This window comes from Bradyrhizobium sp. SZCCHNRI1009 (genome assembly GCF_032487575.1).
Taxonomy (GTDB): domain Bacteria; phylum Pseudomonadota; class Alphaproteobacteria; order Rhizobiales; family Xanthobacteraceae; genus Bradyrhizobium.
Map to the genome: position 1 here is coordinate 25,967 of NZ_JAUEUL010000018.1, position 13,733 is coordinate 39,699.

General features: G+C 65.7%; 12 protein-coding genes and 1 riboswitch. Of the genes, 8 read left to right on the top strand and 4 right to left on the bottom strand.

Annotation, left to right across the window (positions count from 1 at the left end):
• Window positions 1–1,149, bottom strand: a complete 1,149-nt coding sequence (gene gcvT, locus QX010_RS24995) for a glycine cleavage system aminomethyltransferase GcvT (RefSeq protein ID WP_316182512.1) — start codon at window positions 1,147–1,149, stop codon at window positions 1–3.
• 146 nt (window positions 1,150–1,295) lie between these two features.
• Window positions 1,296–1,407, bottom strand: a riboswitch (glycine riboswitch).
• A gap of 181 nt (window positions 1,408–1,588) precedes the next feature.
• Between gcvT and alaS the strand changes: the two genes are divergently transcribed.
• The 3 genes from alaS (at window position 1,589) to QX010_RS25010 (ending at window position 6,213) form a co-directional block, all read left to right on the top strand.
• The gene (gene alaS, locus QX010_RS25000) at window positions 1,589–4,270 is read left to right on the top strand and encodes an alanine--tRNA ligase (RefSeq protein WP_316182616.1); all 2,682 of its coding nucleotides are present in this window, start codon (window positions 1,589–1,591) and stop codon (window positions 4,268–4,270) included.
• Between the two features lie 2 nt (window positions 4,271–4,272).
• Window positions 4,273–5,502, top strand: coding sequence for a cyclic nucleotide-gated ion channel (locus QX010_RS25005; RefSeq protein ID WP_316182513.1), 1,230 nt, complete (start codon window positions 4,273–4,275; stop codon window positions 5,500–5,502).
• A 501-nt stretch (window positions 5,503–6,003) separates the two neighbouring features.
• Window positions 6,004–6,213, top strand: a complete 210-nt coding sequence (locus QX010_RS25010) for a hypothetical protein (RefSeq protein ID WP_316182514.1) — start codon at window positions 6,004–6,006, stop codon at window positions 6,211–6,213.
• A gap of 86 nt (window positions 6,214–6,299) precedes the next feature.
• On the opposite strand, the gene QX010_RS25015 is transcribed toward QX010_RS25010, so the two are convergent.
• The gene (locus QX010_RS25015) at window positions 6,300–6,626 is read right to left on the bottom strand and encodes a hypothetical protein (protein WP_316182517.1); all 327 of its coding nucleotides are present in this window, start codon (window positions 6,624–6,626) and stop codon (window positions 6,300–6,302) included.
• An 854-nt stretch (window positions 6,627–7,480) separates the two neighbouring features.
• Here QX010_RS25015 and QX010_RS25020 point away from each other — a divergent pair.
• On the top strand, window positions 7,481–7,810 hold the full coding sequence (locus QX010_RS25020; RefSeq protein ID WP_316182519.1) for a hypothetical protein: 330 nt from the start codon (window positions 7,481–7,483) through the stop codon (window positions 7,808–7,810).
• A gap of 157 nt (window positions 7,811–7,967) precedes the next feature.
• On the opposite strand, the gene QX010_RS25025 is transcribed toward QX010_RS25020, so the two are convergent.
• Complete coding sequence (locus tag QX010_RS25025) at window positions 7,968–8,345, bottom strand: tautomerase family protein (protein WP_316182520.1); 378 nt, start codon at window positions 8,343–8,345, stop codon at window positions 7,968–7,970.
• A gap of 97 nt (window positions 8,346–8,442) precedes the next feature.
• Here QX010_RS25025 and QX010_RS25030 point away from each other — a divergent pair, with 97 nt between their 5' ends.
• The 4 genes from QX010_RS25030 (at window position 8,443) to QX010_RS25045 (ending at window position 12,669) form a co-directional block, all read left to right on the top strand.
• Window positions 8,443–9,300, top strand: a complete 858-nt coding sequence (locus QX010_RS25030; protein ID WP_316182522.1) for a LysR family transcriptional regulator — start codon at window positions 8,443–8,445, stop codon at window positions 9,298–9,300.
• 46 nt (window positions 9,301–9,346) lie between these two features.
• Window positions 9,347–9,484, top strand: coding sequence for a hypothetical protein (locus QX010_RS25035; RefSeq protein ID WP_316182523.1), 138 nt, complete (start codon window positions 9,347–9,349; stop codon window positions 9,482–9,484).
• Between the two features lie 443 nt (window positions 9,485–9,927).
• Entirely contained in the window at window positions 9,928–11,274 is a 1,347-nt protein-coding gene (locus QX010_RS25040; protein WP_316182525.1) for a carbohydrate porin, read from the top strand.
• 195 nt (window positions 11,275–11,469) lie between these two features.
• The gene (locus tag QX010_RS25045) at window positions 11,470–12,669 is read left to right on the top strand and encodes an adenylate/guanylate cyclase domain-containing protein (protein ID WP_316182526.1); all 1,200 of its coding nucleotides are present in this window, start codon (window positions 11,470–11,472) and stop codon (window positions 12,667–12,669) included.
• A gap of 36 nt (window positions 12,670–12,705) precedes the next feature.
• Here QX010_RS25045 and QX010_RS25050 read toward each other — a convergent pair whose 3' ends face one another.
• Window positions 12,706–13,713 (bottom strand): hypothetical protein, encoded by a 1,008-nt coding sequence (locus QX010_RS25050; protein WP_316182528.1) that lies wholly within the window; start codon window positions 13,711–13,713, stop codon window positions 12,706–12,708.
• Window positions 13,714–13,733: the final 20 nt, after the last annotated feature.

Here is a 13,733-nt window from a genome sequence, read left to right on the forward strand (position 1 = left end):
TCAGCGCTTGTAGGTGTTGGGAACGAAGGGCATGGCGGCGACCCGCAGCGGCAGGCGTTGGCCGCGCACATCGGCGAACAACGGGGTGTCGAGCGCAGAGAGAGTGGTCGGCACGTAACCCATCGCGACCGGCGCATTCAGCGTCGGGCCGAAGCCACCAGAGGTGACCTTGCCGACCGGCTCGCCTGAATCGGCCGAAGCGAACAGCGCTGCTCCCTCGCGCACCGGCGCGCGGCCCTCGGGCCGCAAACCGACGCGGCGGCGTGTCGCACCGCCATCGAACTGCGCGAGGATCTTGCCAGCGCCGGGGAAGCCGCCGGCGCGCGCGCCGCCGGTGCGGCGGACCTTCTGCACCGACCATTCCAGCGCAGCTTCCACGGGCGTTGTCGCCGTGTCGATGTCGTGGCCGTAGAGGCAGAGCCCGGCCTCGAGCCGCAGGCTGTCGCGGGCGCCCAGTCCGATCGGCAGCACGTCCTTGTCGGACAGCATCGCCTCGGCGAGCCGCTCGGCCTGATCGGCAGGCACCGAGATCTCGTAGCCGTCCTCGCCGGTGTAGCCCGAGCGCGAAACGTAGCAGGCGAGCCCATCGACGCTGCGCGGCCCCGCGTCCATGAACCGCATCGCCTCGGCCTCTGCACAGAATTTCGTCAGCACGGACGCCGCCTTCGGCCCCTGCAGCGCCAGCAGCGCGCGGTCGGTCAGCGGTTGGACCTCGCAGACGTCGGACAGCCCGTCGCGCAGCAGCGCGATGTCCGCCTCCTTGCAGGCGGCGTTGACCACCAGCACCAGGTGCTCGCCGAAATTCGCCACCATCAGGTCGTCGAGGATGCCGCCCTCGGCGTTGGTGAACTGGGCATAGCGCTGCCGGCCGGGCGGGATGCCGATGACGTCCTGCGGCACCAGCCGCTCCAGCGCCGCCGCGGCGTCGGCGACGTTGCCGGATTTCGGCAGCAGCGCGACCTGGCCCATGTGGGAGACGTCGAACAGCCCGGCCGCGCTGCGGGTATGGAGGTGTTCCTTGAGTACGCCGGGCGCGTATTGCACCGGCATCTCATAGCCCGCAAAGGGCACCATCTTGCCGCCGAGGCTGACATGCAGCGCATGCAGCGGCGTTCGCTTCAAAGAATGGGGGGCAGCCGGTTCAGCCATCGATCAGGGGTCCTCGCGCGGTTCCTCGGGACCAGTCCCGAAAAACGCCACCGAAGCCCCATCTGTCGCTGTGCCTGAGAGTATTATCCCGTCGGCGGACGCGTCCCGGGATCAGGCCCGGCCAGCGTCTCTTTCCAGATGCAGTTGCAGTCGCGAGGGTCCTTTTGCCTGAGAGTTTCCGGGGCGGTTGCTCCTTCGGCGCCGACCCTTGACGTTCAACCAGAACCTCAGAAGGCCAGTCTCTCCCGACGCGACTGTCGTCTATGTCCGGGACCAAACACCAGCCCGCGCAAGCTGTCAACGCGTCACGGCGGCTTTCAACCAGCTTTAGGAGCCGTGCAGCAAGCCCATGATGTTTCTGCACAGTTTCTGGACACGCGAAGTCGCCTTGTCTAAAAGCATTGCCGCCGAATTCCCGGACTTCTTCGATTGGATTGCTATGAGCGGCGTCAACGAGATCAGGTCGACCTTCCTCAATTTCTTCGCTGCGAACGGCCACGAGATCGTGCCGTCCTCGCCGCTGGTGCCGCGCAACGACCCGACTTTGATGTTCACGAACGCCGGCATGGTGCAGTTCAAGAACGTCTTCACCGGCGTCGAGAAGCGGCCCTACAACCGCGCCACGACGTCGCAGAAGTGCGTCCGCGCCGGCGGCAAGCATAACGACCTCGACAATGTCGGCTACACCGCCCGGCACCACACCTTCTTCGAGATGCTCGGCAACTTCTCCTTCGGAGATTACTTCAAGGAGAACGCCATCGAGCTTGCCTGGAAGCTGGTCACCAAGGAGTTCGGCCTCCCGAAGGACAAGCTGACCGCGACCGTCTACATCGACGACGACGAGGCGTTCGGGCTCTGGAAGAAGATCGCCGGCCTGCCGGAATCGCGCATCATCCGCATCGCCGGTTCGGACAATTTCTGGCAGATGGGCGACACCGGCCCGTGCGGCCCGTGCTCGGAGATCTTCTACGACCACGGCGACAAGATCTGGGGCGGCCCGCCGGGCTCGCCGGAGGCGGACGGCGACCGCTTCATCGAGATCTGGAACCTCGTGTTCATGCAGTACGAGCAGCTCGAGGGCGGGGTCCGCAATCCCCTTCCGAAGCCGTCGATCGACACCGGCGCGGGCCTCGAGCGCGTCGCCGCGGTGCTGCAGGGCAAGCACGACAATTACGACATCGACCTGTTCGTCGCGCTGATCCGCGCCATCGCCGACCTCACCAATGCCGACCCGCAGGGGCCGCAGAAGGCGTCGCTTCGCGTGATCGCCGACCATTTGCGCGCCTCGTCGTTCCTGATCTCGGACGGCGTGCTGCCGTCCAACGAGGGCCGCGGCTATGTGCTGCGCCGGATCATGCGCCGCGCGATGCGCCACGCCCAGCTGCTCGGCGCCCGTGAGCCGCTGATGCACAAGCTCGTCGGCACGCTCTCGCGCGAGATGGGCCAGGCCTATCCCGAGCTGATCCGCGCCGAGGCGCTGATCAAGGAGACGCTGCGGCTCGAGGAGACCCGCTTCCGCAAGACCCTGGAGCGCGGGCTGGCCATCCTCGACGAGAAGTCGGCCTCGCTCACCAAGGGCGACATGTTCGACGGCGACGTCGCCTTCACCCTGTACGACACCTACGGCTTCCCGTTGGACCTCACCCAGGACGCGCTGAAGTCGCGCGGCATCAGCGTCGACCAGGCCTCGTTCACCGATGCCATGGACCGCCAGCGCGCCAAGGCCCGCGCGGCCTGGGCCGGAAGCGGCGAGGCGGCGACCGAGACCGTCTGGTTCCCGCTGCGCGAGAAGCTCGGCGCCACCGAGTTCCTCGGCTATGAGACCGAGACCGCGGAGGGTGCGGTGACCGCGCTGGTCAAGGACGGCGCCGAGGTCGACAGCCTCAAGGCCGGCGAGAGCGGCGTCATCGTGCTCAACCAGACGCCGTTCTATGGCGAGTCCGGCGGCCAGGTCGGCGACACCGGCGTGATGACCGGCGACGGCGTCCGCGTCCGTATCACCGACACCCAGAAGAAGGCCGGCGACCTGTTCGCGCATATCGGCACGGTGGAGCAGGGCACGCTCAAGCTCGGCACGGCGCTGCAGCTCGACGTCGATCACGGCCGGCGCTCGGCGATCCGTGCCAATCACTCCGCCACCCACATCCTGCACGAGGCGCTGCGCCAGGTGCTCGGCGACCACATCGCCCAGCGCGGCTCGCTGGTCTCGCCCGACCGGCTGCGCTTCGACTTCGTCCATCCGAAGCCGATCACGCCGGAAGAGCTCGCCCGCGTCGAGGACATCGCCAACGACGTCGTGCTCGAGAATGCCGAGGTCACGACCCGGCTGATGGGGCTCGACGATGCGCGGGAGGCCGGCGCCCGCGCGCTGTTCGGCGAGAAATATGGCGACGAGGTCCGCGTCGTCTCGATGGGCAACGCCGCGCGCGACCATGGCGCCAATGCCATGGGCTGGTCGGTCGAGCTGTGCGGCGGCACCCACGTCAAGCGCACCGGCGACATCGGCCTGATCGCGGTCACCTCGGAGAGCGCGGTGGCCTCCGGCGTCCGCCGCATCGAGGCGCTGACGGCGCGCGGCGCGCGGGCGCATGCCAACCACAATCTCTCGCTCGCCAAGGCCGCCGCGGCCGAGCTGCGCACCACGGTCGACGAGGTGCCGGCGCGCATCACCGCGCTGATGGAGGAGCGCAAGAAGCTCGAGCGCGAGCTGTCGGACGCGCGCAAGAAGCTCGCGATGGGCAGCGGCACCTCGATCGGCAACGGCTCGCCGGCGGCCGGCGTCCGCGAGGTCGGCGGCGTGAAGCTGATGGCCCGCGCCGTCTCCGGAATCGAGATGAAGGACCTCAAGTCGCTCGCCGACGAGGCCAAGAAGCAGCTCGGCTCCGGCGTGGTCGCGCTTGTCGCGACCTCCGAGGACGGCAAGGCCGGGGTCGTGGTCGGCGTCACCGCCGATCTCACCGCGCGCTTCAATGCGGTCGACCTTGTGCGCGCCGCGTCCGAGGCGCTCGGCGGCAAGGGCGGCGGCGGCCGTCCCGACATGGCCCAGGCCGGCGGCCCCGACGGCTCCAAGGCGGAGGCTGCGCTGGCCGCGATCGAGAGTGCGATCGGCAAGGCAGGCTGATCGTGCCGACGCTCGGGCCGGGCGAGAGCGTTCGCGATCCCGATCTGCGCGACCGGCTGTACGAGCTGCTCGAGCACGACCATCTGCCGAGCACGCACGGCTCGCGCGTCGTTCAGTTCATCGTGCTCGTCATCACGCTCGACGTGCTGGCGGTGGTGCTGGCCTCGGACCCGGACATCGCGGCCGCCATTGGCGGACTGCTGCGCGCGATCAAGGTCTGTTCGCTGCTCGTGTTTGCCGCGGAGTATGTCGCTCGGCTCTGGAGCGTGGCGGGGCACATGCCGCGGCGCCAGTCGCCGCACCGCGAGCGGCTCGCCTACGCGTTGTCCGCGCTCGGCCTGATCGATCTCCTGTCCTTCGTGCCGGCGTCCATCGCGCTCGTGCTCGGCGATCGCACGCTGGAAGCGCTGTGCATCGTGCTGCCGTTCCTGAAGCTGGTGCGCTATTCGCCGGCGCTGCGCTCGCTGCTGTCGGCGGTGCAGGCCGAGCGGCGCATCTTGATCGGCTGCCTCGTCATCCTGGCCGGCGCGGTGCTGCTGTTCGCCTCACTGCTCTACGCGGTCGAGCGCGACGTCCAGCCCGACAAGTTCGGCACCATCCCGCATGCGATGTGGTGGGCGATCGTGACGCTCGGCACCGTCGGCTATGGCGACGTCGTGCCGGTGACGCCGCTCGGCCGCATCATCACGGTGTTCGCGATCATCTGGGGCTTTGCCATGATCGCGCTGCCGGTCGCGATCATCTCCACCGCGTTCGCCGAGGAGATCAAGCGGCGCGATTTCGTCGTCACCTGGGGCATGCTGGCGCGGGTGCCGCTGTTCTCGCATCTTTCGGCGTCCGAAATCGCCGACATTATGCGGCTGTTGCGTGCGCGTACGATCGAAGCCGGCGAGGTGCTGGTGCGGCGTGGCGATCCGGCGTCCTCGATGTATTTCATCACCACGGGCGAGGTCGAGATCGAGCTGCCGACGCAATGCGTCAAGCTCGCCGACGGCACGTTCTTCGGCGAGATCGCGCTGCTGCACCGGACCAAACGCTCGGGCACCGTGACGGCGACGCGCAAGACCCGGCTGCTGGTGCTCGACGCGCAGGATTTCCATGCGCTGATCGCGCGCATGCCGGCGCTCGCCGCGCATGTCCGGACCATCGCCAAGGCGCGTATGGCCGATTCCGGCGATCTTGCCCTCGCCGAGCTGTCGCAGGCCGAACGCGACGACCAGCCGGACGCGTAGGACGCTGCTCCCGGATCGCTCGCAGTCCCCCGTCCCATCTTCCAACCAGTCAAACAGCCGGGCGTGCACACACGGTCCCGCGGCGCGGTCGCGCCCGGGGGATGCGGAAAGCACTCGCCCTCGAAAGACGATGAGGGCGCAGGGAATGCCGGGTGAGGGCCTCACCCATGGCCCGCCTGCTGAAAAAATGCAGGCGGCAGGTACCACAGGCAAAGCCGGATCATCCGGCATTCCCTGCGCGGCGGTTTTAACGCTTATACGCGATCTCCTCGGTGCACCGGGCTTGTTGGCCACCGTTCGCGACAATGCGCTTCAAGCGCATCGCGCGGGACATCAGCATCGGGATGCCAGGACCACGCGACTTCACGTCCGCGAGCGCATCATTCGTCCGCACCCGAAAGCGCGCTGATGCCCTCACGTCCACCGCATTGCCGGTCCAACGTTTCGTGACGACGCGTACGCCCCTCATCCGGACCGGAACGAGGAGAGAATAGACATGATTTGCTGATTTTCGGAAGTGATTTATTTTTGCGCGAGGCTCTTGAAACAGCCGATGATGCTGAAGCCGCTGACGAAATCCGCCCTTCCGTCGAAGGCCGATCGGGGGAGGCGGAGACCAATTGCGTTGCACGAAGGGCAGGGACGCAGCTCGTCGGGCAAATCAACGAACGGGAAGTCACGACTGAATTTGATTTGATCGCTCTGACCTGACTTGCGAGAGCAAGTCGGCGGCTGTCTGCGGTGCAACGGCCATGGCGCTCAGGCGTTCGAGAGGGCAGGCTGTGACCCGAAGCAGACTACTTCGGTAGCGGCACCGTCCGGACTTCGATTTCCCCTTTCGGGGCATTGTTGAGTTGTTTCGCCAGATCGATCACTTCTTGATCCGTCCAGTCGCGATTAATGATCCGCCAGGTCCCGACTCCCACCGGTTCTCGGATAACCGGGGTCAGCAGCGTCCGTCCCGCAACACGAAACTCGAGCGGTTGACCAAGATTTTTGTTGCCAAGGATACGCAACGGTTCCTTGGATGTTTCCGCAAAGATCAAGTGCAGGATCGGCCTTCCTGTTCGCTCATCGTGATCTGCCGTCGCGTTGCTGAGCACAACCACGAGTTCATGCGCCATGCATCCCGAAATCAACACGAGGCTGGTGATCGCAACCAGTAGTGATCGGCATCTCAGCGACCTCATTGCTGTGCTCCACGCTCAATCGAATTTGGCCTCTGCTTTACTATAGTCGAGAGCGCCGGCTTCGCCTACAGGCCCATCTCGGACCCTCCCTGGGGGCCCCGATGATGGCCGCTCTCGGGGTGCGACCGGAAGTCTGCAGTTGGAGGACCGATAGGCCGCTCGACCCGAAGCATTGTCCTTCAGTCTTGGGAGTGCACACGGATTGCGGCATATGTGCTATCGGTCCAACCGAACTCGCGCACACTAACTATGTCGCAACCCTCCACCTTGGCGATCTCCGTTGCTTCGAGCGTAAAGTCCTCGCCTGCAAGTAGGGTCGGGCCGCGTGGCACTGGAATTTTCGCTAATGCGTGAGAAACCGCCCGACCGGTAACAACGCCATCGGGAAATTTAAGGACAAGCACATATCTCGGCACTCGCGGGTTCGCCGAGAACTGCTTGGCCAGCTTAGGACCGATGGCTCTTCTCATGGACGGTGCATCAGCCACAACGTCACGGATGATAGCGGGCTTCAATGGCATTTTGCCTCGGGCTTCAGGCGCTGAGGATTATAACGTAATTGTACCATAGCGGCCGGCAGAATGTCCTCTGACCTGGAGCTGGCTCTGTCATTCGTCTATGGTCGCGCTATGGCCGGATGGGTCGGGCTTGCAGCGCCGCGATTTACGCAAAGCGAAAATGTGTGTCAGGCTGTGGCCGCCAACAAGCTGTCATGGCTTGGCACGGTCCTATCGATGTCCAGTCGTGGCGCGTCTCGCCTAGATCGGGCCTTTCGGTCCGATGCGGAAATGGGTGATTTCGATGGGATCGATGCTTTGAGAACCGCAATCGCATCGCTGCTTGTTACGGCTGCGCTGTTAGTGTCCGCACGAGCTGAAAACGACAACTTGCGTCAGGTGGTCTCTAACCTCAAAGCCTGCGTCCGCACATATGCGCCAACGGTCAAAGCCGCTGGGGTCAGTACAGCAGACGACGCCGTTAACTTGTTCATCGAGAGATGTGGTCCACGGGCCAGTTTTCTTGCGCCGGAAAATGTGGGTGCGATTCCTCCCGGTCTGCTTCGGGGCGCCGTTCGCGATGAGTGGAGTGCCTTCATCGGAGATGCGCAGCCTCGCTAGGACTTTGCCTCGCCCGAGACCTCGCAATTTCAATACAGACCGAGTTTGCTGGCTCCGGACGTAGGGACTTATGCAGTATGCCGCCGTTCCAACGCCGCGCTCGCAATGACGCGCGGCATCATCCTGCTTCCAAGTGAGTCACCCGCCACCGATCGTCTCACGCGAATTGCGCGAGGCCGTGGCCGACCGACCAGTTCTCCTTGGCGGCGTCGAGGATGGTCACGAACACGTCCTCCGGCCGGAGGCCGGGGTTCTCCCGGAGCCGTTCGGCAATACGCCGGAACAGCGCCTTCTTCTGCTCTCGCGTTCGCGTGTTGAAGACGGTGATCTGGATGTAGACGAGATCGTCGCTGCGGTTGACGCCGAAGGCGTTGCCATGGCGGAAGTTCGAAGGATCGTGCTCGGTGATGGTCATGAACTGATCATCCAAGGGCACGTCGAGCGCCTCGCGCATCGCCTGGTAGAGGCTGTCGAAGATCGCCTGCCGATAGGCCTCCGGCTTGCCCGCGCGGAGCGAGATGTGAAGCAGCGGCATCCTGGGTCCCTTTGTCCGTGAGATCAGGCGCGAGGTTAGATGCAGCGGTGCGGTTCGGATATGCTGGGGATCGAGATATCAGTCATAATGGCCGGAAATGATCGAACATCTGCTCGACCTGGACGAGGTCCAGGCCTTCGTCCGCATCGCCGAGCTCGGCAGCTTCACCCGCGCCGCCGAGGCGATGCAGACGACCCAGGCCGCGATCAGCCTGAAACTGCGGCGGCTCGAGAACAGGCTGGGGTGCCGGCTGATCGAGCGCACGCCACGCCATGTGCAGCTCTCAGAGCGGGGCAGAGTCTTTCTCGATCCTGCCCGTGAGCTGCTGGCGGCGCACGACCGCGCGCTCGCGGTGTTTGCCGGCGTGCGGCAGCGCCTGATGATCGGCATCAGCGACCATGTCGCCGGGCCGGAGCTGCCGGCGCTGATCGCGCACATGAACGACCATGATCCCGATCTCGTGGTCGAGATCCGCATTGGATCGTCGGGCGACTTGCTGCAGAGCTACGACCGGCGCGAGCTCGAGGCGGTGATCGTCCGCCTGCATGCCGGGCGTAGCGATGGTGACCTCGTTGCCGAGGAGAAGTTCGGCTGGTTCGCTGGCCCGGACTGGCAACCGCGCGCGGGCGAGCCGTTGCCGGTCGCGACCATGGCTGAGCCCTGCGGGGTGCGCGCGATGGCCGCTCAGCATCTTGACGCGGCCGGCGTGTCCTGGACCGAAATCTTCGTCGGCGGCGGCGTTGCAGCGGTCGTGGCCGCCGTCACGGCCGGGCTCGGCGTTGCCGCGCTCGCGCCGCGCATGCTGCCATCAGGCACGGTCGATGTCGGCGCAAGGTTCGGACTGCCGGAGCTGCCCCGGTTGCCGGTCGTGCTGCACACACGGGTGAGCGACGGCCGGGCGCGCGCCGCGCTCGATGCTCTTGTGGCGGCATTCCGAAACGCGGTGCGGGCGTGATGCATGCGGCGCGCGCCGCGGACAGATGATGGATCCCGGAGCTGAGATGAACTCCGAACGCCATTTCGACGGACGGATTGACGTTCTGCTCGCGGATGGGGCGCGCGTGCCCGCGCACGTCGCGGCCGATGAGATCATTGCCGGCGGCAAGGAGACCTATGTCCAGGTAGTCGGCTTCACGTAGGCGACTTGCTCCATCCGCGTCATTGCGGGCGAAGTGTTCAGCGCGGGGACATGGCCGACAGGTGTTCGGGGACATGGCTGACACCTCAAGATCGGCTCGATTCGTCAAGCAAAGGGGCAAGCCCGCGGCTCGTGACGCGCATGAGCGCAGCGACATGTGGCCGGTGCTCACGTGGCGAGACCTGAATGAAAGTATTCCGCAATGCGGCATGTGACACTCATGTCACACTTACGGTTATACCGACTCCCCAATATAATATGACTATTCAAAGGCACCTCGGCGCTTGCTAGGATCGCCTTCCAATCTCAGGTTGACGAATGCGCTCCTCGAATGGGCGGCGGCCGGGATTGAGCCGTGGGGAAGCGCGCGCCGGGACGGAGGCTCTGGGCCGGACGCGACAGAACAACAGCCAGAGCCTGGGGACGCTGCGAGGAGCAGGAAAAATGAGTGGGTTTGCGACGACCGCACGCATGTGCGGCGTAGGGGTTGCTTTGTCTTGTTTGTTGGGCGGCGGTGCGCTCGCTGCCGATTTGCCGATGAAGGCGCCGCCGGTTCCCTATGCCGGTGTCGATGATTTCTGGACGCGGCCGTATCTGTTCGGCGATCTCGGCCGGACCAGGCTGAAGGAGCAGGGCATCTCGCTCGCGCTCACGCTCGGCGACGAAGCCGTCACCAATCTGTCAGGTGGCTCGCGCAACACCGCGGCCAATGCCGGGCAATTGTGGTTCGAGGCCAAGTTCGACATGGCCAAGCTCGCCGGCATCCAGGGCGGCCTGATCGGCGTGACGCTGGTCGACCGCTTCGGCAAGAATCTCAACAGCGAAGCCGGCATTCCGGCGCTGCAGCTGACCAACGAGGTGTTCGGCCGCGGCAACATCCTGCGCCTCACCGAGTTCTACTATCAGCAGAAGCTGTTCGACGACCGCCTCGTGCTCAAGGGCGGCCGGCTGCCGGTCGGCTCCGACTTCTTCTTCGGCCAGTGCGAGTTCATCAACCTGACCTTCTGCGGCGGCCAGCCCGGCAACATCCAGGGCGGCTACATCTACAACTGGCCGGTCAGCCAGTGGGCCGGCGTCGTGCACTACAACTTCACCAAGGAGTGGAAGCTGTCGGTCGGCGTCTACGATGCCAATCCGAACTACCTGACGACGTCGGACGCCGGCGTCTACCTGGCGCCGGGCATCGCGCGCTCCAATCCGGCCTCGGGCGTCCTGGTGCCGGTCGAGGTGGTGTGGGAGCCGAGCGGTCCGCTCAACGGCACCTGGCGCTTCGGCGGCTGGTATGACAGCGCTTCGACCATCGACGGCGGTCTGCCCGGCATCACCGGGGTCTACGCCGGCGGTCCCGGCGTGGGCGATCAGAACCTCAGCAGCCAGCGCGGCCGCTACGGCTTCTACGAATCGATCCTGCAGCGGCTGACCGTCGAGGGTCCGAAGGCGCAGGGCTGGTACACCTTCCTCAACACCAGCGTGGCCGATCACCGCACGTCCTATCAGGATTACCAGATCTCCTGGGGCGTCAAGCACACCGGCACCTTCTCGTTCCGTCCCGACGACGAGGTCGGCTTCGCGGTCGGCACCACGCATGTCAACTCGGCGGCGCTGACGCCGAATGCAGGCGGCAACGAAGTGCCGATCGAAGCCTGGTATGGCTGGCAGGCGACCGGCTGGATGAACCTGAAGTTCGACGCCCAGTATGTCATCAATCCGGGCGGACGCGGCTTCAACGCCGCCGGCCTGAAGACCGGCAATGCGGTGGTGCTCGGCCTGCGGACGGTGGTGCATTTCTGAGAAGCCTGTCAGGCGAGGGGCGGATGTGCAGCATCCGTCCCTCGCTGGGCTGAGACGATGAGCCGTCCTTTGCCGACGCCGAACCTGGTGGGCCTGCCGATCGGGGTAGGGGCGCGATGCGTTGGTATCGGTTGACTCTTTTGCGCTGCGACACGACATCTCCCTGGCATTGCCGCGCCGGCCCAGGAGACCGCCATGACCGCAACCGACGTCCGTCTCGCCGCCGGCCAGCGCCTGGGCGACGAGGTCGTGGACTGGCTCACCAGCGGCACCCGCGACGAACGCTTCATCGACAACATCTTCGCGCAGATGTGCATCCGCCTGCAGCGCGCCGGAATCCCGGTGAAGCGCGCGTCGCTGCACGTGCAGATCAACCATCCGCAATGGCTCGGCGCGCGCATCCTGTGGAGCGACGGGATGGAGAGCTCCGAGATCAATCGCGTCGACTATGACGTCGGCTCGCGTTCCGAGTTCATCGGCAGCCCGGTGAGCGAGGTCTACAACGGCGCCGACGAGATCCGTGAAAACCTGGCGCGTGATCCCGCGCTCGGCCGGCAGCATGGCATCTATGACGACATGCGCGCGCAGGGGCTGACCGACTATGTCGCCTGGCCGATCTTTCACACGCTCGGCAAGCGCCACTGCGTGACCTTCGCGACCGACCAGCGCGGCGGCTTCGATCATGCCGAGATCGGCGCCCTGAAGCGGCTGCTGCCGGTGCTGGCGCTGGTCAGCGAGATCCGCATCAAGAACCGGCTGGCGCGCACCCTGCTCGAGACCTATGTCGGGCCGCATGCCGGCGAGATGGTGCTGGCCGGCGCGACCCGACGCGGCAGCGGCGAGACCGTGAGCGCCGCGATCATGATCTGCGATCTCCGCGACTTCACCAAGATCTCCGACAATTGGCCGCGCGACGACGTGATCGATCTCCTCAACGGCTATTTCGACGCGATGGTCGAGCCGATCACAGAGCATGGAGGCGAGATCCTGAAGTTCATCGGCGACGGCCTGCTCGCCATCTTTCCGCTTAGCCAGCCCGGCGCCTGCGAGAACCTGCTGCACGCGGTCACCGGCGCCAGGCAGGCGATGGCGGAGCTCAACGCGCGGCATGCGGAAGGCGGCCGTGCGCCGCTGCGCTACGGCATCGGCATCCACGTCGGCGACGTCATGTACGGCAACATCGGCTCGCGCACGCGGCTGGATTTCACCGTGATCGGACCCGCGGTCAACATGGCTTCGCGCATGGAGGCGCTGACCAAGCAGGTCGGTCGTCCCGTGCTGATGTCGCGGGCCTTCGCCGAACTCGTCGAAGGCCCGTTCGCGCTCGAACGCGTCGGCGAATACCCGGTGCGCGGCTTCAACGACCCGATCGAGCTGTTTGCGTTCGAGGGGTAGGGCGTCGTACGAGCTGTGCCGTGCTCACGGCATGGCTCAGCGGCCGAACTCGTCCTGAAGCCGCAGGAATGTCTCGGTCGGGCGATCATAGCTGACGAGCCTGACGTCGAGGTCGAAGCTGGACGCCAGCAGCAGCGCGCGGCGCAGCGCGTCCTCGATCCAGCTCTCCTCATTGCGGAACGCGCCGCCGCCGACGCTGGTGAGCAGGGCAATGTTCGAGCCGCGTGTCGCGTTGAGGACCGCCGCCCAGATCGTTGCCTCGTAGCTGGCCTCCAGGATCAGGCGGGCGAATGTCTGCCAATATCGAGGGGCAGGGGAACAGTAGGCCACGGGGAGCGCGGAGCAGAAGGCCTGCGACACTGTCGGTCGGGGCTCGCCCGCGTCAGTCAGCTCGACGTCGGAATGCAGGCCGATCCGAAGGTGTCCGCGCAATGCGTCGATCTCATCGCCATCGCTTGCGTCGAGGATGGCCGTGATGGTCTCGAGTCCGGTCCGCGTGCACAGGGCGTACCCGTTCGTCATCGCCCAAAGCTCGCCGCCGCGGGATAGACGGGACTTCAGAGCCGCCCCGACATCTGCGAGCGCGTCGAGCTGACGGTCGCGGGTCTGGCCCGATTCACCGCCGACCGGGGCAAAGTAGTTGCGGTAGATCGTTGCGGCGCCGGCGGCGATCGCGCAGGCCGGCCCCTGCGTCGGATCATGCTGGTAGATCGTCACGCCGTCTTCCGGGGTCGCGTGGGGGCCGATCATCTCCAGCAGATTGAACTGCGAGGCGACCTGGAACAGAGCGCCGGCGAACTCCGGGACCAGATGAAGGGTGCGGACATCGCCGCTGACGAGACTCACGCGGAGCCGCCCGGTTCGACAGGCCGAGTCTTGGACCCTGGTCCGGAGCTCCGACAATTTCGGAAGCTCCAGCCGCCCGGTCTGGTAGCTCTTGCCATTGACCAGAGACGTCAGCCGTCCATCTTCGCAGACCAGTCTGGCGCGCGTCGAGGCATAGTCGGTCTCCTTGAAGCCGGTCAGGCGTTCGAACCAGTCCACGACATCAGCCTTTCGTTTTT